The 16827-nt window shown below is 46.9% G+C and carries 30 protein-coding genes and 1 tRNA gene; 23 read left to right on the forward strand and 8 right to left on the reverse strand.

The window, feature by feature from the left end:
- Positions 1–161: 161 nt before the first annotated feature.
- From F0L74_RS09845 to F0L74_RS09880, 8 genes are all read right to left on the reverse strand, one after another.
- A complete protein-coding gene (locus tag F0L74_RS09845) occupies positions 162–944 on the reverse strand; it encodes a hypothetical protein (RefSeq protein WP_149837696.1) in 783 nt (260 codons plus the stop codon).
- Between the two features lie 83 nt (positions 945–1027).
- The gene (locus tag F0L74_RS09850) at positions 1028–1207 is read right to left on the reverse strand and encodes a hypothetical protein (RefSeq protein ID WP_149837697.1); all 180 of its coding nucleotides are present in this window, start codon (positions 1205–1207) and stop codon (positions 1028–1030) included.
- A 150-nt stretch (positions 1208–1357) separates the two neighbouring features.
- Positions 1358–1690, reverse strand: coding sequence for a hypothetical protein (locus tag F0L74_RS09855; RefSeq protein ID WP_149837698.1), 333 nt, complete (start codon positions 1688–1690; stop codon positions 1358–1360).
- A gap of 1 nt (position 1691) precedes the next feature.
- On the reverse strand, positions 1692–3125 hold the full coding sequence (locus F0L74_RS09860; RefSeq protein ID WP_149837699.1) for a phage terminase large subunit: 1434 nt from the start codon (positions 3123–3125) through the stop codon (positions 1692–1694).
- Positions 3122–3562 (reverse strand): DNA-packaging protein, encoded by a 441-nt coding sequence (locus F0L74_RS09865; protein ID WP_149837700.1) that lies wholly within the window; start codon positions 3560–3562, stop codon positions 3122–3124. Before F0L74_RS09865 ends, F0L74_RS09860 begins: the two co-directional genes overlap by 4 nt.
- 577 nt (positions 3563–4139) lie before the next feature.
- Entirely contained in the window at positions 4140–4853 is a 714-nt protein-coding gene (locus F0L74_RS09870; RefSeq protein WP_149837701.1) for an O-methyltransferase, read from the reverse strand.
- Between the two features lie 9 nt (positions 4854–4862).
- The gene (locus tag F0L74_RS09875; protein WP_149837702.1) at positions 4863–5192 is read right to left on the reverse strand and encodes a hypothetical protein; all 330 of its coding nucleotides are present in this window, start codon (positions 5190–5192) and stop codon (positions 4863–4865) included.
- A gap of 537 nt (positions 5193–5729) precedes the next feature.
- Entirely contained in the window at positions 5730–6167 is a 438-nt protein-coding gene (locus F0L74_RS09880) for a hypothetical protein (protein ID WP_149837703.1), read from the reverse strand.
- A gap of 506 nt (positions 6168–6673) precedes the next feature.
- Here F0L74_RS09880 and F0L74_RS09885 point away from each other — a divergent pair.
- The 23 genes from F0L74_RS09885 (at position 6674) to F0L74_RS09995 (ending at position 16705) form a co-directional block, all read left to right on the forward strand.
- A complete protein-coding gene (locus tag F0L74_RS09885) occupies positions 6674–6955 on the forward strand; it encodes a hypothetical protein (RefSeq protein ID WP_149837704.1) in 282 nt (93 codons plus the stop codon).
- 17 nt (positions 6956–6972) lie between these two features.
- The gene (locus F0L74_RS09890; protein WP_149837705.1) at positions 6973–7302 is read left to right on the forward strand and encodes a hypothetical protein; all 330 of its coding nucleotides are present in this window, start codon (positions 6973–6975) and stop codon (positions 7300–7302) included.
- A 328-nt stretch (positions 7303–7630) separates the two neighbouring features.
- Positions 7631–7993 (forward strand): hypothetical protein, encoded by a 363-nt coding sequence (locus F0L74_RS09895; protein WP_149837706.1) that lies wholly within the window; start codon positions 7631–7633, stop codon positions 7991–7993.
- 157 nt (positions 7994–8150) lie between these two features.
- The gene (locus F0L74_RS09900; protein WP_149837707.1) at positions 8151–8447 is read left to right on the forward strand and encodes a hypothetical protein; all 297 of its coding nucleotides are present in this window, start codon (positions 8151–8153) and stop codon (positions 8445–8447) included.
- Entirely contained in the window at positions 8440–8754 is a 315-nt protein-coding gene (locus tag F0L74_RS09905) for a hypothetical protein (protein WP_149837708.1), read from the forward strand. Before F0L74_RS09900 ends, F0L74_RS09905 begins: the two co-directional genes overlap by 8 nt.
- Positions 8751–8939, forward strand: coding sequence for a hypothetical protein (locus F0L74_RS09910; protein WP_149837709.1), 189 nt, complete (start codon positions 8751–8753; stop codon positions 8937–8939). Before F0L74_RS09905 ends, F0L74_RS09910 begins: the two co-directional genes overlap by 4 nt.
- A 59-nt stretch (positions 8940–8998) precedes the next feature.
- Positions 8999–9418, forward strand: coding sequence for an XkdD/Y8K6 family phage-associated protein (locus F0L74_RS09915; protein ID WP_149837710.1), 420 nt, complete (start codon positions 8999–9001; stop codon positions 9416–9418).
- Positions 9415–9720, forward strand: a complete 306-nt coding sequence (locus F0L74_RS09920) for a hypothetical protein (protein WP_149837711.1) — start codon at positions 9415–9417, stop codon at positions 9718–9720. Before F0L74_RS09915 ends, F0L74_RS09920 begins: the two co-directional genes overlap by 4 nt.
- Complete coding sequence (locus F0L74_RS09925; protein ID WP_149837712.1) at positions 9717–10121, forward strand: hypothetical protein; 405 nt, start codon at positions 9717–9719, stop codon at positions 10119–10121. Before F0L74_RS09920 ends, F0L74_RS09925 begins: the two co-directional genes overlap by 4 nt.
- 42 nt (positions 10122–10163) lie before the next feature.
- Entirely contained in the window at positions 10164–10472 is a 309-nt protein-coding gene (locus tag F0L74_RS09930) for a hypothetical protein (RefSeq protein ID WP_149837713.1), read from the forward strand.
- 188 nt (positions 10473–10660) lie between these two features.
- Positions 10661–11083 carry a YopX family protein gene (locus F0L74_RS09935; protein ID WP_149837714.1) on the forward strand — a complete coding sequence of 141 codons (423 nt, stop codon included), beginning with the start codon at positions 10661–10663 and terminating at the stop codon, positions 11081–11083.
- Positions 11084–11143: 60 nt separating this feature from the next.
- Positions 11144–11374 (forward strand): hypothetical protein, encoded by a 231-nt coding sequence (locus F0L74_RS09940; protein ID WP_149837715.1) that lies wholly within the window; start codon positions 11144–11146, stop codon positions 11372–11374.
- A gap of 643 nt (positions 11375–12017) precedes the next feature.
- Positions 12018–12093: transfer RNA gene (locus F0L74_RS09945), tRNA-Thr, on the forward strand.
- A 352-nt stretch (positions 12094–12445) separates the two neighbouring features.
- Positions 12446–12712, forward strand: a complete 267-nt coding sequence (locus F0L74_RS09950) for a hypothetical protein (RefSeq protein WP_149837716.1) — start codon at positions 12446–12448, stop codon at positions 12710–12712.
- 1 nt (position 12713) lies between these two features.
- Entirely contained in the window at positions 12714–12905 is a 192-nt protein-coding gene (locus F0L74_RS09955) for a hypothetical protein (protein WP_149837717.1), read from the forward strand.
- Positions 12902–13222 (forward strand): hypothetical protein, encoded by a 321-nt coding sequence (locus F0L74_RS09960; protein ID WP_149837718.1) that lies wholly within the window; start codon positions 12902–12904, stop codon positions 13220–13222. Before F0L74_RS09955 ends, F0L74_RS09960 begins: the two co-directional genes overlap by 4 nt.
- Before the next feature lie 143 nt (positions 13223–13365).
- The gene (locus F0L74_RS09965; protein ID WP_149837719.1) at positions 13366–13659 is read left to right on the forward strand and encodes a hypothetical protein; all 294 of its coding nucleotides are present in this window, start codon (positions 13366–13368) and stop codon (positions 13657–13659) included.
- 61 nt (positions 13660–13720) lie between these two features.
- A complete protein-coding gene (locus F0L74_RS09970; RefSeq protein WP_149837720.1) occupies positions 13721–14020 on the forward strand; it encodes a hypothetical protein in 300 nt (99 codons plus the stop codon).
- A gap of 31 nt (positions 14021–14051) precedes the next feature.
- Entirely contained in the window at positions 14052–14807 is a 756-nt protein-coding gene (locus F0L74_RS09975) for a hypothetical protein (protein WP_149837721.1), read from the forward strand.
- On the forward strand, positions 14804–15451 hold the full coding sequence (locus F0L74_RS09980; protein WP_149837722.1) for a lambda exonuclease family protein: 648 nt from the start codon (positions 14804–14806) through the stop codon (positions 15449–15451). The genes F0L74_RS09975 and F0L74_RS09980 overlap by 4 nt, the downstream gene beginning before the upstream one ends.
- Positions 15448–15702, forward strand: a complete 255-nt coding sequence (locus F0L74_RS09985; protein WP_149837723.1) for a hypothetical protein — start codon at positions 15448–15450, stop codon at positions 15700–15702. Before F0L74_RS09980 ends, F0L74_RS09985 begins: the two co-directional genes overlap by 4 nt.
- 423 nt (positions 15703–16125) lie before the next feature.
- Positions 16126–16404 carry a helix-turn-helix domain-containing protein gene (locus F0L74_RS34110; protein WP_149837724.1) on the forward strand — a complete coding sequence of 93 codons (279 nt, stop codon included), beginning with the start codon at positions 16126–16128 and terminating at the stop codon, positions 16402–16404.
- A 7-nt stretch (positions 16405–16411) separates the two neighbouring features.
- Complete coding sequence (locus tag F0L74_RS09995; protein WP_149837725.1) at positions 16412–16705, forward strand: hypothetical protein; 294 nt, start codon at positions 16412–16414, stop codon at positions 16703–16705.
- Positions 16706–16827: the final 122 nt, after the last annotated feature.

The following is a 16827-nucleotide window of genomic DNA, read 5'->3' on the forward strand; positions in this document are numbered from 1 at the left end:
GCACATCTTGCCGCAGGCGCTGCAGCTGAACTGGTGATATGATAGAACTAAGGTTGCGGGCCGCTTCCTTGCTTTGAGGTTCAGCTATGATCCCCGGCCGGACTGGCGACCCGCCTAACCCAACTATTGCGGCATTCCGTATGCTCTGTATCCAACCCATATTAATAGCTGTTTACCCTTTTTACATTGCCCCCATACCGTATCCGGCCCCCTTGCCTTGGCTGTTTAACCGGCAATGCAGGGGTTACGTCCCCGTTTGCGCAGTAGCGCAGCCACTGTTTCGCATCGTCATACGCCTTTACCCGCAGGTCCGGTATGTTCCGGGGGCTTATGCGCTTATGTACGTGATACAGGGTAATATCGATCATGTATAGGACCATCTGCTGATCCCTGTTGTCCCCTAACGTCCAGGCCGCGGTATCTGTCGGCAAAGTCCCCGGCAGTATTAGTTGCGGAACAGGATCGCCCCAGTAAGCCACGCCAAACACCTGGTTATCCGGGAACACATTTGGCAGTGGCGCATTTTGATAGGTGCCCGCCTGTAATAACCCTTCATGACTGATTTGTATGGTCGCTATTTTACAGGTATACACGTTGCCATTCCAATACGCCTTGTCCCCCACAACGTAGTTTGAGTAGATGTTGAACATGGGGAATGGCAGGGCGCCATAGTAAACGGCGTTCTGAGCGCCCAAGAGCGCCCATTTGGTCACATCAAAGGCTCCCGTGGTCGTGTCGGTGCATACATAGCCATTCCCAGCGTTTATAACCACATCATTGGGGTTATAAGTGGTTGCGGGCACATATACCGGGAAGTCGATCACAACTCGTTGGGCGGCTCTATAAACCGCTATTGGCGACCACGGGGTGATGTCCGCGAACTCCGCCGATACCTCGTACTTCTGTATCAGGTAGCTGATGCACTCCGCCTGGGCTGCTGACATAGCAGCGTCCAAAATGGACTGATCAGACCCGATAATTTGGTTTAGGTTGTCTGTCTGGATTTGCTTGCGGAAATCGTATGGTATCAGGTATGACATATGCCGGTTGTTGTGCGTTCGTTTACCACATAAAGGACCCCATTCACCACCTTCCATTCTATTACTGAGGTGATTGGGCCGCCGTCATTAAAATCAAAAGACAGATAAGGCCCTTCAGGCATTTTATCCGCCGGCAGTGTTGGTATGTTATTAAACATCTTGCTCATGACTTTTTGCTTTTAAGGTAAGCGGCCAGTGACATTTTGGATACGTGATAACAGCCGCATTTATCACACTCGTAAACCCGCAGCGACTCCAATGGCTGCCCTTTGTGCTTATGTAGGCTTATCGCCTGGCCTTGGGCCTGTAATGCTGTTCTATGTGGTTGCTTTCTGCACATCTGTTTCCCAACCTATGAGTAATTCATATTGTCCGTTGTACTTCGTTCGATCGGCATCCAATTCATTCACCACTCTCACCTCCGCCCTTACATTCCCCAGCAGAATACTCACAAACCCGTGACGGTTCTGGCCATCATAGTGATGGGTCCGCGTCTTTAATCCGGCTTCATTGAGCGCCTTTAACAGCGGAATGGCGGCCTTGTTAGCTACGAATTCGCCGTCACCAAAATCTACCAGCTCGTACTCATCTGTCAATTCGTGATGATGGTTGCAGTAGCGATATTTGTCTGTGCCGTCTGGCTGTGTCATGTTAGTAGCTGTTTTTACTGGTTTGCTTGCCTACTGTGACCTTTACGCCCTTTCCTGTCTTCTGGTAGTCCGTATACTCCGCATTGAAGGCGTAGCACATGAAGTAGTCGTTCGCGTCGGATGTGTGGCCGTATTGCTCATATTTGACGCCTGTCTGCTTGTCCATGACCTTCGTTTTGGCCTTCGTCCCGTCGCTGGCTTCCTTCAGGTACATGTAGTCACTGATCGTCTTGCTGCAGTTGTCCCCTATCACAAACGTTAGTCCGGCGAAGTTGTGCGCAAAGACCTCGTTGATCCAGTTGCCACGCATCACAACCGCCGGGTGGGCATTCGCAACCCGCATTCCGGGCCGGTACTTCGCCAGGCACCTTAGTATGACCACGTAGTCATTATGCCCTTTCTCGCTCCTGGTGTCCTCCTGCATGCCTGACGGGTCGCCGTAGATGAACAGGCCCGCTGCATGCGCCGGATACCGCCTTTCGAACTCCCTACAGACGCTTTCCGTCCGGTTATCGGGCGAGGGTAGGCAGATCTCGTCGATCTGCTCCGCCCTTTTGCCTGCTATCTGCCAAATGGTACAGGTCATATACGGGTTGACGTTGAAGTCAAACGATATGTGGAGAGCCAGTGCCGGATTGTATGCGGTCTCCCCCGTATCCCTAGCCCTTGAAAAGAGCTTGTAGAAGTTGCCCCCGGTCTGCTTCCTGGTCCATAATCCTTTTGCATATACGGAGTACAGGTAAGTGTTGGTAGTCTTGTAGGCCTCTATCGCGGCTTTAACTGCCAGCGGTAACCACCTGTTGTCCTGGTAAACCGAATGGTGAACCGTTACACTAAACTCGAACGGCTTGCCCTCAACCTCTATCTCTATCGTGGTGCGGTAGCTCAATTGGTCCTGCCCCTTGAAGAAGCGCTTCCAAAACCAGCTGTCCTCAAAATCACCCTCTATCTCGGGGTTGATGCTGAAGTACTCTTGCAGCACATCAGCCTTGTTGGACCTCAATGTGAGGGTGATAGTCGCAAAGTCCTCTTCCTCCGGTATATCCTCTTCATACCACACACAAGTGGGGTCTTTGATGGACTTCAACGAGCCAGGATCGTCCCCGCCCCTGGCTATGAACTTGTTACCATTGATGCACATGATGCGCATCGGGTTTGCCCTGAAAATAAAGAGCTCTTGTAGGCCCAGCGTGATGATTGTCTGCCTTATGTTCTCGTAACTACTCTCTAGTATCGCGTTGTACCGCTTTCGGTACAGTATGCACTTAAAATAGTTGTGAGTGAGGCAGTTATATACTAGCTGTTTAGCGATGTAATCTGACTTCCCGGACCCTCTCGACCCGTAAAGTACCACGTACCGGTCCACACACTTTGTAAGGCCTATAAACTTCTCATTGATGATCTTCCGCCACTTAGGCCATACTACCTTTATCATTCGTCATCATCCGGCGTTTCAACAATGATCGTCTTTTGCTCAACCTCCTTCTTGTCAGCCAGGCCCAAGTCACGGGCTATGATGTTGGCGTGAAGCAGCCCAGCAGCAGCGCCCTCGAACTTCTGTGTATATATGATCTTACCTATACGTGTTATGACTTGGGAAAAAGCTTTATATGTCTCATTGGTTTTGTACTCCCTTAAGGAGTCAATATCCAAGAATGTTTCCAGTCCATCCCAGGTGTATGGCCGCATTTTCTCTACTTCGCACCTTTCGGCATCCCTACCATAAAACTCAATGGCGATTAGGGGGTTATTGTCCACCCACTCGAAGTATTCGCAAGCTGCTGCCCACAAGTCCTCAGGAGAGGAAAAAATCTTATCCCTTCCGTGCTTTGATCTCTGCTTCCAAAACTGATTGCCTAATGGTGCTCCCATACTAATGTCCCTCCTGTACGAAAATGCCCAACTCAGCTACGCCTATCCCAACCCGGGTAACCGTTACCCGATTCCCACAACAACTACACTCTCCAGGAGTCACATCGACCCCAAACAGCAGGCCTTCGCCTGGTTGAGCGAATTGGAAGCTTGCGGATATGTGCTTTCCGAACATTTTCATTAATTCCGTAATTTATAATAGGTGAATACTAAGAAGAGCAGGGTGACGCCGGTAATGGTTAGTGGGGTTAGGTAATACGGCGCGTGGATAATGGGGTATACTTTCTTTATGAGGATTGTGGCCGATAAGCCCAACAATCCAATCATCAATGCCGCCCCGAGTATCTTATCCACCATACCATGCATTTCAACGAAGATACAAAATTGTTTGTATTTTCAAAATGTTTCGAAAGTATGATACATATCGTCTATATGATTATTACAGAACTATTTGGACAAAAGAAAGCCCGGTGGTTATTCCGGGCAATTGTTAAAATAGTATCATATTCAGCGGCAAATGGGGGTCTTATCGCATGATTGTTCGGCTCTCAGCGGTGCTGATTGGTGTTAAATTACCTTAAAACCTAACATGCCAGTCGTACAAGCGCTTATCCTCCCCGACCTTCTTTAACGCTATACAGCGGCCATAGATCCCCAGCCGATAGTCTTTCATGGTCACACCGTCCTTTAGCCCAAACGTGAGCCAGTTTTTCAGTATCTTCCTACGGGCCGATGCCCTCTTATTGTATGGGAACTGCCCGTACACTTCGTAATGCGGCATCTGTGCCAGATACCTGACCAGTTTACGAATAGACGGGTAGGTTATATCATCGAATACAACTACCCCGCCCACGTCCATCATTCGGTCAATCAGGAAGAAGTCGGTCATCAACCAATCAATCATTTTCGTGGAGTCAATGTATGCAAAGTCCAGGCGCCGGCCTTCAGCTGCCAATCGGGGTAATACTGTATGCGAAAAGTCCTCAAAGAACTCGATTTCATAGCCGCCCTGTTTAACCAGATCCAGGCCGTTATTGTCATAGTTTCCGGTCTCAAACGGGTCCATGGAAGTTAGCCGGCCGGCGTTTTCTGCCAGGGCCTCGGCAATTGCCAGGGAGGAAATGCCGTATGCCATCCCCACCTCTACGGCTGATTTGAATTTATTCTCCCGAATGATCTTTTGCAGGAACTCGCATTGCGGGATTGGCGTTTCTCCGCCGATTGTAACTGTTTGTTTTCTGCTATTGATGTACTTCCCAGTTTTGTCTATCTCCTCTAAAATAGGGTGCATATAGTTGAATTATTTTGACGAAAAATTAAGCAGCTCCCAGTTGTTCACATTTGACCAATCGCCGCCCTTATAATGTACCGTAGCACCGTATGAGGTGCGTATTGTCGCACCCATCCGGTTCTGTGCGTCTACATAGGATACAATTCTAAACAGGCTATCCCCGAGGTAGTCTACCCTGTCGGGGACGTGTGGGAAGTCAGCAGTCGCGGGCGTAGCTAATTTGGCCTTCACGAACACCTTTGCTATCGTAAATGCTTCTGTACTCATCTGCGAAACCTCTTTTGGTTTGATGGAGCAGGAGGCGAGAAATAACGGCAGGACGAATAGGATTTGTTTCATAGCTTCTTTTTAACAATTACATTCTGATCTATCCACATAGGTTTTATTCCCGTTGCTGTTCATATAATAACATCCACCATCAGGACCCTTATAAAGCTGATGGCCGTTGTGGCTTCCGCAGCCAGACGAGCCAGGATTATTTGAGTCTTTGGAGCATGCAAACAAAGCAATTGAAAGGATAAGTAGCAGTTTTTTCATTTCGTGTATTTTGGTTATTTTTTCTCTACGCATATACGTTGCGGATACTCACTTCAATTTAGCGACTATAATATACTTATTCGAGTAACACAAACGTTTTATTTTGGATTATAGCCGTCAGCTATAATGAACAATTTAGTATTTTAGTCGTCCGTTCGCTGTGATCAACATGATCCTTTGAAACCCGGACTGCCGTTTAACCCTTCATAACTCCATCTTCATTAATTAACGGGACAAAACACCGAATAGATTTCTATTGTCAACCTAACACCACTGAGTTTATGAAAAAAAAGAAAGCTGTTACCAAGAAGACCCCTAAGCCGCTCATAGTGCTTTCCACTAAGCGTTTAACCTTTCATTTACCAGCCCTTCCAATTGCTTCTGGACTACAGTCACCGCCTGACCCGTCGAACGAGCAAGTAGCTCCGCCACAGCAGAAAGGATAACGGCATTGGTTTCTCGTATTATTCTTAATTCATCACCAACATTCACCTGCACATATTCTGTGCTATCTATTAGCATAGCTCCATCGCCTTTCAGAAGCCACGCGTGACTTACGGCTTCAAAGGTTTCTGTTATCGCCTTTACAATATCCGTAGGGACGCTGGGGTATTTATTGGACCTGGGGTCCAGGTTGAATATACGGTTGAACTTCTGTTGGGACACCTCATGTCCCGCCTCGTTCAATAGACGTACGAATTTCGACACATTACCTTTTGCATAATGGTCTACTAACTGATGGACACGTGCGTTCATGCCCTGTAATTCCGTTTTCATAAATCAATCTATGGTTTCATTTTTTTACCGTATATCTGCTCCTCTCGATCCTTTCTTCTCTTCAAAGGGCCAAATCTACAAACAAATAACAAACAATAATATTCATTACTCACTAATTACCAACATAACTACACTATTTTAAAAAATAGTTACCAAAATGTTTGTTACTATACAAACTTGTTTGTAATATTGTACTGTAATCGTACAACAAACGTACAACGCGATACACAGATTACCAAATCTTATACCACAAAATCATTATGAGTTTACTTTCTAAAGACAAAGTGCAGGAGATACGGGGGGTGCTGGACCAGGTGAAGAGAACCCAAGGGGGTATTGCCGAAATATGCCGGCAGGTAGACGTGAAGAGGCGGACGGTTTACTCTGTGTTGAATGGGGAGTCTTCAGACTTTGAATCTCTCAGGAAGGTGGTAAATGCAGCCAAGAAGCATCTGAAGAATCGCGCAAAGGAAATCCAATCACTCTAACCACTCAATCCACCCACTATGAACACAGAATCAATTTGCGCCCAACTCCGCAGTATAGCCACTAAGCAAGATATCGTGGACTTTCTGGAGTCTTTCCATCAGGCAAAGGTGCCTGCCCGATACTTTACGGACGAAGAAGATGCCGCGATATGCATAGTATCCCATGTTTACTGCTGCGACTATGAGACTAACGAATACCGTACCGGCGACATCTCCGCTGACGACATTTCAGACGATCAACTGAATTATGTTCTTCTCCTCATCGCTGATTTGGCTCCCGTTCAATCAATTGCCGCTTAACTCTATAACTCACCACTATGAACAAGACAACCGTTCGGATTTTAGACTACGCTTTCACCGTAGAATACTGCTCAGAAGGCAACTACGGCCTCAAAATAGAATGCATAATGCCTTGGGGTGAAGAGGTGTTGGCCTACGGTCAGCTGACTGAAAGGGACGGCACTTGGGTGCTGGTGGGTATGACGTTCGAGGATGCGCACGATGAGGTGACTTTACGGGACTTCTTCAGCGGTCTGCTGAAGGTGCGGGGATTCGCCTACCCACAGGCGATCGAGGACTTCCGGTTGATCAACCAGCTTGACCAGCAGATAGAAGATCTGCGCAACCACTTTAAACCAGCGATTTAATCACCTATAAACTGTCTGAAGATGAAAGAAGTTACCAAAAGCGAATTCTACAACTTCATAGGGCCAAGAGACCTTGCATGTAGCGTTCAGGGTGATTACCCCTATACAACGCTTTGGAAGGACAGATACGGAAATCTCTACGCAAAACATGTAGAATCCTACCCTTCTGATGGCTTATGGCCGTTGGTTGACACGTACTTAATTAACTCCTTATAACGAATTCATAGTGGCCCGAAACCTTCGGCGCCGCTTTAACCTCTCCGGAATATCCGGATAACTCAACTAGCTCGAATATTTCGAGCAGTTCACCAAATAAATAAAATTCAACATGGGTCTTGATACTACACACGATGCCTGGCACGGCGCATATTCAGCATTTAGCCGCTGGCGGCACTACATAGCAGAATTAGCAGGATATGGCAACCTCACATCATACCAAGGATTTGGTGGTGCCATCCCGACAGAACTAATGGATAAAGACGGCTTGCGTGTGCTTCTCTCTCACTCTGACTGTGATGGCGAGTTATCGCCTTCTGAATGTGAGGCTATCGCAAAAGACCTAGAAGAACTGCTGCCAAAGATGAGGGGAAATCTTGGCGGCCACATTGGAGATGTCAAAGAAAAGACAGAGCAGTTCATTAATGGCTGCAAGTTGGCCGCTTCAAGGAATGAAACGATGGAATTTAATTAAACGCTTCACCAACAAACCACAAACACATGAACTACACTTTAATCCCTTCTATAGCGCTTACGGCTCTCTTTGCTGCCGCTTTCCTTCGGTATGCTATACCGGTTATTATAATCCCTGGACTGCGGGATTTGTTCACCTCTAAAGTCGCCAAATAGTCATGCAGAAAAAGATTGCTTTGATCATGCCAGCGATTGCAGGGCTACTCCTCAGTATGAATGACAGGACCGACCCAGGGCTGATTGTGATTAACCACGGACGCCCATCGGGTCCTGAAGAAGAAGACAAAACGGAGTCAAAATCTGCGCAAGCTTCCGCCATACACGTTCCATCCTCGTTCAAGGAAGACGACACAATCCGGACATTCATTGTCAAAGGCCAGCCGATACAGGCCCGCTCCCTGAAAATGGCAAAGAAAATCTATTCACACACCTCTAAAGTTTCAAACAATGGGTAAGCCGATAAACGACCTCCTTTTCGCTATCGAATCCTGCGACAATACCGAACTGGATTCCTACCTGTCCACCAATGATCTGGACACCATACGGAAGGATTTTGACGACCTTATTGAGGATATAAAGAACCAAGACCTTAAGGCCTTCACAATGGCAGCAATGCAGGGACTACTTGCAAGTTCTGATAATTTGGCCGTCATCAATAGATTAGCCAATAATGGGGGGACTTCATCTACCGAGGCGTTCGGTAAGACGGCAGTATCATTTGCCCGCGCCACTCTTGCAGAACTTCAAAAACAGCAGTCATGAAATGTGACGATTGCCTGCACTGCGGTCACGAGCCGTCAGGGGATGAGGAAACAGTAGAAAATGATGAATGGTGGTGTAGTATGGGCAAATGGGCGGGATGGCTGGCAAAGGGAGAGCCGTTCAGACCTAAAGACCCTTGGAGCGACTGCGAACAGTTTGAGCAAAAATCAAAAGAAACAAAATAGCCAGATGCGCTAACATCTGGCTTGAAGTAAATCACATTGTAAACTCTTAAAGCGAAGATATGGAAAATATTGAAACAAAACATTCTCCAGGGCCGTGGACATTGGATGCCGACTGGAATACACTCATGGAAGTCCCCGGGGCTGGCAATATATCTGCGTTTAATTCCTTTTCCAGTTGGATTCGCGACGCCAACAGGTGCATTTTAGCGGATGTTAAGGCTTATGAGGCCGAAGGATTCGTTAAACCATCCTCTGGTCAATATGAAGCCAATGCGCGGCTGTTGTGTGCCGCCCCTCTCCTGCTCTCTGCACTCATGGAGGCTGTGAAACATGCGGATGAAGCTATTGCGGAAGACCTGGCCGACTATAATACCTGCAAACCAGCGGACACGCTGCTCGAGGCCCCGGCCTCTTGGTATCCCTCTTGGTACGCAGGCGCTAAAGACGCTATTCTTTCAGCTACAAACACACAGCCATGACCTACACTGTTAACGACATAGAGCTAGATCAGTTCTGGTATGCGGATCGATCCTTGGCTGTCTTCTATTTCATCAAAGACGATCTGCATAAAAAGGGCTTATTGCTCCCTGAATCATCCCTATCACAGGCGCTTAAGGAAATCGGATTGGTAAAAGACTACAACGTCAATACGGCGGAGGTAAGACTTGGGAATATGGCCCCTTACATCACCCTGACCAATTACATGGAAAACTACCTGGATGAGGAGCTCGCCGAAAAGCTGGTTATCAATTACCTGAACAACAAAACATCAAAACCATGACACTGCATCCCTTATTCGCTCAAATAATCGCCGTATTCGCGGCGCCCCTGCACCAAAAGACTGCCAGACAGGTACAGGCAGTGAAGGAAGACAAGATATTGGTAGAAGACTGGATCTTTGAAATGGGCATGTTCGTAGCCCACCTATATAAGAAGTCATGGGGCGACCGCTGCATCTGTCACCGGGCTGCTTATCCCTCCTGTATGTTTCAGGAGTGGTGTAAAGACAACTACTCCTACGAATATTGGCCTATATGGTGGGCAAAGTTACGGGAAGTCGGACAGCGGGGCGTAGTTGAGGCATTCATTAGATCAAACGAAAGCGCCCTTTCCAAACAGATGGACAACTACAAAAAATCTTCAACGACAGATACAGGTTTAGATACCAAAACCGGCCGTTGATCACGGCGGCCGGGTATTTTCTCACAAACAAAACAATTCACAATGTCAGAATATAAAGTAGGCGGCAAGGTGATAGCTATACAGGATCATTCTTGTGGCCGCTTTAAAAAGGGGAAAGTTTATCCAATATTGGGGCTTAAGAGCGCCCCGTGCTGCCAAATGCCGTTGATTGACATTGGAATCCCTCAAACGCGTTCCGGAATGGAATGCACAGCCTGTGGCGGATTTTATGGGGACAATGATCAAAACATGTGGTTTCAAAGAAAGGCCTTTGTTCCCCTTGACCAAATCGAGTCACCACAGGTCACCTACACCAAAATAATTGAACAACTTCCTGTTGGGGCTAACTAATCTCCTAACCATGAAAAAAAGATCTATATGCTCACTCGTATTATACTATTCGGCCTTGGCGCTGTACTTGCTGCCTTCGTTTTCTTCCTTCTTTATCTCAATCCTAAAAGGCGCGACGAGCCGCTTTACAAGGACGAGGACGAGTATAAAGACTTCATTGGGTTATAATAACATAAAAAACTGAAACGATGAACAGAGAGATAAAATTTCGGTTATGGGACGAGCGCAAGATGCATCTTCCTGAATATTCTGAAGATGATAATTTTTATCTATCAGCAGATGGAACCCCGAAAATGATATTGGAAGTAGGCGCAGAAGGGCACAGAGAGGCCGCCTACTTACATGGTAGATGCATACTTATGCAGTTTACAGGCCTCCAGGACAAAAACGGAGTGGACATATACGAAGGCGACATATTGAAGGCAACTAAATACGTGGACTGGATATCACAAGTCAAATGCATACCCGGTGCATTCGTTGTCTCCATCCCTGAATCAATAAGGGGAGTATCAATGATGGAACGGGTACAGCCATTGAGCTCATTCGTATACGAGCACTACGAATGGATAGTAATTGGGAACATCTATGATAATCCAGAGCTTCCTAAATGATTCCACACCTCTTCATAATGTCTCTGATAGTAATGTGTTTTCAAATAATTAGAATACTGTATGGCAGGAAGGATAAGAATAGAGGTTGACGGGAAACAGGTGGCAGATAGAAATTACTCATCCCTGGCAAAGAGACAAGAAATTATTAACGAATTCCTTGATAAAAATGAAAAGATCGAAATATACATCAATCCGGATGAACAGCAAGACAAACGACCTATTCCTTTTGATTTCCGGCGCGGTGTTAACGATATTATTGATCGCAGTGGTGATCTACTGCGCTCTGCATAGCAGGTATTAACGTGGCACAGTGGAATAGTGATTGTTTTGGTTTTCATAACATGGGATTTACACGCCGCCCGTTTCTACCGGTGGCACTTAATCGAAGTTCTTTGAATCAACATATTGTGCCGGTGTAGGAGGTTAGCCGGATAAGAATATACCCCGTGATACTCGGGACGCTTTCTGACCGAACCGGCACAACTCATTCCATATCGCTTGTGGTTATAGGGTGAACTACCGCTGATTTGTGTACGCGATTAGTGAGGACTCCGGGGCGGAGCCGGAGGCGGTAGCAAATGTATAGGTATAGGGATAATAAATGAAAACGGATGCGTGTCTACGCAACCGTAGATTTTAACCTTTTAAATGAACAGGTGACGGAATGTTGGACGCTCGTCATGTGCTCCCGAAACTCAAGCGGTTGAGCTGGGCGGATGGAAACGGCAGCGGCTGAGCCGGATTACAATGCAGGTGCAAGCCCTGCCCTGTTCACGAGGACCGATAGGTACATGGAAGTTGCCAACGCCCCAAAGTCTTGCAGTCGGTTTAAAGGACGGGGTGGGCTGGTTGGAATCCAGCCATAGAACGTGTATGCAGGGTCTTTAAGAGTGTGATTGCAAAGCAATACAATCGAACGAAGACTCTTTAACCAGCCAGATTAGCTCAATTGGTAGAGCGCCGGTTTTGTACTCCGGGGGTTGCGGGTTCGAGTCCTGCATCTGGCTCCAGGGGGTGCCAAGAATCGTAGAAAAGCTACGCAGATTCGCGGCACGGCCCCGATGTATTACGATAGTTGTTTTTAAAACGCCTCTCCCTGGGCCATAATGGGGGATATACGGGAAGAACCCGCTTTAATCATTCGTAGTTACAACCATTTAAATGAACAATTACCGCGAAACACAAATGCACGACGATCCGAACGCGCAGACAGCAGATGTACAGGAAGAAACACCTGTAAGCACTGAAACGCCTGCAGCAGAGTAACAATCATTCAACGGACAGGAACCAGGCCGGTTAACCCTAGAGGTACGGTTTTGACGGCCGGCCTGGTTTTAAACAGATCACTTTAACACTTTTTATATGCAAAAAGGATCAATCGTTATCTGCTTAATGGACGGCACATGGGAGTATGTGGAGACAAAGGAGACGTCCACGGGGCCACGGTACGGCGACCAAACGGTAGTATCCGGATTCCAAGGTGACGGGCTTTATCTGGAGTTTGAAGAATACCCGGCTCTCTGTTCGGATGGCTTACCCAACTCGTGGGATAGAACCTACTTCCGTGAAGTACAACCGCCCATGACCGTGCAGATCGAAGACATTATTTCTGAACCACAAACCGTTTGATATGCCAGACGAATCAATAGAACACTTAGCAGCAACTCTCAAATGGGAACTGCATCAATTCATGGCCAGCATTGACAGCTACACAAAAGAAGTAGAAGTTCGGGCCACGGACGAACACGGAAATGAATACTCCGCATCAGCTATATACTGTTGTGGGGAGATTGAAAACGTAACAGATGTTGAAAAAATATGAAACCGGCAATTACACTTATTAACGAAGAACGAATCCGGCAGGCATTCGATGAGGGGTATACCCCAGCGCATGATGACCAGCACACCAATGGAGAATTGGCTTATGCCGCTGCCTCGTACGCCAGAAATCACGATGCCCTGCCCGGGATAAAGAACGGAGATTATGCACCACCCAAATGGCCATGGAAGAGGGAGTACTGGAAGCCCACGCCGGACAATCGTATTCGGGAACTGGTGAAAGCTGGTGCCCTGATATGTGCAGAGATTGAACGCCTCCAGCGCCTGGAAGAAAAGCAAAACACAAACCAAACAGTTTAGCCATGCTCACCCTCTCCCACCTATTACACTACATCTTTTACCGCCCACGTGGCCGTAAACACACACAATTTTGGAACGAGAAGATAAGACAGGTACAGGAGATGAGAGACAGGAGATTGAATAATAAAAAACAACAATAAACTATGAAGGTAAAGACAGTCACTTATGCCCGGTTAGTGAATACCGGCAACTACGAACACGAACGGTTTGAGCTGACCGTAGAACTCGAAGAAGGCGATACGCCAAACGAAGCCATTAACCGCGCCCGCCTATTCATAGACTCTAAAAGGAGCAAGGGGAAGATTGAAGAATGGCAATATCAGAACGCTCTGAAAGTAACGAACGATCCGCTCAACCACACAGGCCAGCAAGTTAATGATGCCCATGAACTGATAAAGAAATGGGAGGCACAAAATACGGACGAACTGCCATTTTAGGGGATACAGAGAATGCCAACCGGTTCGTTGCCGGTTATCCTCTCTAAGTAACTCACATACAATGAAACTCGAAAAAAACACAGCTGAATTTTGGGACGCAGTGGCTGCGAATGTGGAGTGGGAAGCAATAGAGATGAACGAAGGACACCAGTTGCGGGCAATAATTCCCTGTATAAATGGGAGGCGATACACATTCGATTACTGGCCTAAAAAACGAAAGATCACCCTAGTTGGATCAAATGTTTTTAAGGTTGTGGGCGATAGAAATACAGTTGGCGGCTTCATTGACAGCTACATCAGGAAGACACTGAAGACAATCCCTGTAAAGCGATTTAAACCCGCACAAAACACAGAAAAGTAAATCACATTATAAACCACAAACACAAAGCAACATGAGTACCGCAATAGCTAAAATCAATGGCGGTTCGTTAATGACGGAAGCAACTTTTTCAGCTGGCAAACTAAAGTCCGCTGAAGAGTTCCTGAAAAAGCTGAATGAAGCGCCGCCAGAAAACGAATTGAAGCCAACCCCAGACGGTCGGGCGCGGACCCTTCCGATATCCTTTGTCCAAATGAAGCTGGACGAAATCTACATAGGCCAGTGGGGTACAACAGAACTAAGGCTGACGCAGATAGGGAATGAGATTATTGGCAACCTGGTATTGTGGGTTATTCACCCCATAACTGGCCTGAAAATAGAGCGCCCTGGTACTGCTGCCGTCCAAATTACTGTTGATGCCGTACCTGCCCACCTAAAATTTGACAAGGGGGATTCCCCAGAGCTTACCGCACAGAAAAATAAAGACCGTAACTCCTGGGCTTTAGACATGCAGAATAAGAAGCCCAACGCTCTCTACTTGGCCGCGCCAAAACTCAAATCGGAGGCATTAAAAAATGCAGCCGCCACCCTGGGTAAAGTTTTCGGACGGGACATCAACCGTAAGTTGGACGATGTGGATAACTATGAATCCATTTACACCGACGAAATACAAGTAAATGAGGTTAAGGCAGAAGTTGAGGAAAAATTCAACAACTGCACCACGCAGGAAGCGCTTGCCGCGATATGGACCGAATATAAGGCGTTACAGAGTAACCCACAGTTTAAGAAACTCTTTTCCTCTAAAAAAGCACAACTATCATTCAAATGACACCACTACAAGCAGTAGAGACGTGGAAGGCAGAACGTATTGGTAAGTTCACGGCAAGCGATATTCATAAGCTAATGCAGTCCGGTAAAAAGAAGGACGAATACTTTGGCACCGGAGCATTAACCTACATCTATGAGACGGTTGCTGAGGTTATAACCGGGGAAGTTCCTGAGGTTACCGCCAAGGCAATAGAATGGGGATGGGCAAATGAATATGACGCTATCCTGGAGTACGAAAAGAGAATGAACGTGCCGGTTAATTACTACGGAAGCGGGCAGCCCAAATTTGTCCTATATAATGAAGTAGCTGGGGGATCACCTGATGGAGAGGTGGGCCTAACCACATTAGTTGAGGTTAAATGCCCGTACAACTCCGGAAATCACATCAAGTTCCTCAATATGGAGACGCAGGAGCAGTTGAAAAAAGACAATTTTGACTACTACTGCCAGACGCAAATGAACCTTCTCTGCACTAACCGAGAGCTCGCCCACTTTATTAGCTACGACCCCCGAGTAATTGATCACCGGTTGCGCCTGGCTATACTGGACGTAAAAAGAGATGAAGAACTAATCACCGAAATAAAGGCCAGAATCTCAGCTGCCACCCTGATCGTAAAATCATTATTATCAAAACTCGCTATATGACAACATTAGTCGGCCGCACCTTCTCCTACCGGTACCACGGGAAGGAGGTAACCCGGAAAGTAATTAAAATGATTATCCGGAAAACGAAACGGATATACGAACTGCTGGACCCTACCACCCATCTGCACAGCGAGGCGTACGCGGACCAGTTTGATAAAGCCTTCAAGCACCGGCCCACCGGCCCCGTAATACGGGACAAAAAACATAAGGGCAACCACATTACTTCAAAACAGCTTAATAATCTATACTAATGTCAAATGTTATTGGGCTAAGCGCCTACCACGAAGAGAACCTACGCAAGCTGGCGGCACACTTGCTACCGGGAAATCTGGAAACGGACTTTGATATGGCGTTTTACACGTCTTACTCCAGATCAATAGAAGACTCTGCCATTGATTGCGGCACTGCTGGGTGTGCCAAGGGTCACGGGCCAAGTGCTGGCATACCAAAATTTCATTACGAGACGTGGAACGATTATGGGCTACGTGTTTTTGGGATGAAAGTAAAAACTTTGGAATGGGAGTGGGTGTTTAGTGGAGATTGGTATTCGACTGACAATACCCCGGAAGGAGCCGCCAAAAGAATATTGCATCTACTTGAATCCGGAGTGCCGGATAATTGGTGCAATCAGCTTAACGGGTATGCCCCACTCTGTTACCTCTAAACAATAACACATGCAGCAATTGACATTACAGTTTGAAACGTGCAGCCCGATAAATGTTGATAAGCTGTGCAAACAGAACAAACAGGTATACGACCATCTTTCATCCGGACGAACGTTAACCCTCCTGCAGGCGGATCACCTATATGGCATACGGCACCTTCACTCAAGGATCTCCGATTTGCGTAACCGGAACAACATAAGAATTTACGACAGGACAATAACAGTACCGGACAGGCACGGAATCAAGGTAAAGTGCAAGGAATACAGCTTAAACCAATTCACAAACTAAAAATATTATGACCCAGACATCAACTACATACGAATATGGGGCCATGTCCTCCCGGTTCTCCCTCGAAGCAGAAAACAAACTGACGGCCTATGCCACAATGTGCCTGCATTATAATGGGAACTACAGCCTTATCGCACTATATGCACCGCAGGAATGCAAGGACGATCAATGGCTTTCTTTCGGCGGACCAAATGAAAAGTTGGAGAGCCTTTTTGGCGGACATGGCAAGATGGAAGAGTATATCGAGCAAAATATCGAAGCCATTAAGGCGTGTTACAATACCATTAAACGGTTAGTGTAATGGGACAGAGAGGCAAACCAGTAATAAAGTGCGACCTGGAGGGAAACGAGGTGGCCCGGTATGAGGATATCCACGAAGCTTGCGAAAAGGAAGGGCTGACGAAACCAGGCCTTTACAATAAA

The organism is Chitinophaga agrisoli (assembly GCF_008386695.1).
GTDB classification, from domain to species: domain Bacteria; phylum Bacteroidota; class Bacteroidia; order Chitinophagales; family Chitinophagaceae; genus Chitinophaga; species Chitinophaga agrisoli.

Bases quoted from the DNA above. Each gene is read 5' to 3' on its own strand.
- F0L74_RS09845 (WP_149837696.1), bottom strand. From the start codon at position 944: ATGTCAGCAGCCCAGGCGGAGTGCATCAGCTACCTGATACAGAAGTAC.
- F0L74_RS09850 (WP_149837697.1), bottom strand. From the start codon at position 1,207: ATGAGCAAGATGTTTAATAACATACCAACACTGCCGGCGGATAAAATG.
- F0L74_RS09855 (WP_149837698.1), bottom strand. From the start codon at position 1,690: ATGACACAGCCAGACGGCACAGACAAATATCGCTACTGCAACCATCAT.
- F0L74_RS09860 (WP_149837699.1), bottom strand. From the start codon at position 3,125: ATGATAAAGGTAGTATGGCCTAAGTGGCGGAAGATCATCAATGAGAAG.
- F0L74_RS09865 (WP_149837700.1), bottom strand. From the start codon at position 3,562: ATGGGAGCACCATTAGGCAATCAGTTTTGGAAGCAGAGATCAAAGCAC.
- F0L74_RS09870 (WP_149837701.1), bottom strand. From the start codon at position 4,853: ATGCACCCTATTTTAGAGGAGATAGACAAAACTGGGAAGTACATCAAT.
- F0L74_RS09875 (WP_149837702.1), bottom strand. From the start codon at position 5,192: ATGAAACAAATCCTATTCGTCCTGCCGTTATTTCTCGCCTCCTGCTCC.
- F0L74_RS09880 (WP_149837703.1), bottom strand. From the start codon at position 6,167: ATGAAAACGGAATTACAGGGCATGAACGCACGTGTCCATCAGTTAGTA.
- F0L74_RS09885 (WP_149837704.1), top strand. From the start codon at position 6,674: ATGAACACAGAATCAATTTGCGCCCAACTCCGCAGTATAGCCACTAAG.
- F0L74_RS09890 (WP_149837705.1), top strand. From the start codon at position 6,973: ATGAACAAGACAACCGTTCGGATTTTAGACTACGCTTTCACCGTAGAA.
- F0L74_RS09895 (WP_149837706.1), top strand. From the start codon at position 7,631: ATGGGTCTTGATACTACACACGATGCCTGGCACGGCGCATATTCAGCA.
- F0L74_RS09900 (WP_149837707.1), top strand. From the start codon at position 8,151: ATGCAGAAAAAGATTGCTTTGATCATGCCAGCGATTGCAGGGCTACTC.
- F0L74_RS09905 (WP_149837708.1), top strand. From the start codon at position 8,440: ATGGGTAAGCCGATAAACGACCTCCTTTTCGCTATCGAATCCTGCGAC.
- F0L74_RS09910 (WP_149837709.1), top strand. From the start codon at position 8,751: ATGAAATGTGACGATTGCCTGCACTGCGGTCACGAGCCGTCAGGGGAT.
- F0L74_RS09915 (WP_149837710.1), top strand. From the start codon at position 8,999: ATGGAAAATATTGAAACAAAACATTCTCCAGGGCCGTGGACATTGGAT.
- F0L74_RS09920 (WP_149837711.1), top strand. From the start codon at position 9,415: ATGACCTACACTGTTAACGACATAGAGCTAGATCAGTTCTGGTATGCG.
- F0L74_RS09925 (WP_149837712.1), top strand. From the start codon at position 9,717: ATGACACTGCATCCCTTATTCGCTCAAATAATCGCCGTATTCGCGGCG.
- F0L74_RS09930 (WP_149837713.1), top strand. From the start codon at position 10,164: ATGTCAGAATATAAAGTAGGCGGCAAGGTGATAGCTATACAGGATCAT.
- F0L74_RS09935 (WP_149837714.1), top strand. From the start codon at position 10,661: ATGAACAGAGAGATAAAATTTCGGTTATGGGACGAGCGCAAGATGCAT.
- F0L74_RS09940 (WP_149837715.1), top strand. From the start codon at position 11,144: ATGGCAGGAAGGATAAGAATAGAGGTTGACGGGAAACAGGTGGCAGAT.
- F0L74_RS09950 (WP_149837716.1), top strand. From the start codon at position 12,446: ATGCAAAAAGGATCAATCGTTATCTGCTTAATGGACGGCACATGGGAG.
- F0L74_RS09955 (WP_149837717.1), top strand. From the start codon at position 12,714: ATGCCAGACGAATCAATAGAACACTTAGCAGCAACTCTCAAATGGGAA.
- F0L74_RS09960 (WP_149837718.1), top strand. From the start codon at position 12,902: ATGAAACCGGCAATTACACTTATTAACGAAGAACGAATCCGGCAGGCA.
- F0L74_RS09965 (WP_149837719.1), top strand. From the start codon at position 13,366: ATGAAGGTAAAGACAGTCACTTATGCCCGGTTAGTGAATACCGGCAAC.
- F0L74_RS09970 (WP_149837720.1), top strand. From the start codon at position 13,721: ATGAAACTCGAAAAAAACACAGCTGAATTTTGGGACGCAGTGGCTGCG.
- F0L74_RS09975 (WP_149837721.1), top strand. From the start codon at position 14,052: ATGAGTACCGCAATAGCTAAAATCAATGGCGGTTCGTTAATGACGGAA.
- F0L74_RS09980 (WP_149837722.1), top strand. From the start codon at position 14,804: ATGACACCACTACAAGCAGTAGAGACGTGGAAGGCAGAACGTATTGGT.
- F0L74_RS09985 (WP_149837723.1), top strand. From the start codon at position 15,448: ATGACAACATTAGTCGGCCGCACCTTCTCCTACCGGTACCACGGGAAG.
- F0L74_RS34110 (WP_149837724.1), top strand. From the start codon at position 16,126: ATGCAGCAATTGACATTACAGTTTGAAACGTGCAGCCCGATAAATGTT.
- F0L74_RS09995 (WP_149837725.1), top strand. From the start codon at position 16,412: ATGACCCAGACATCAACTACATACGAATATGGGGCCATGTCCTCCCGG.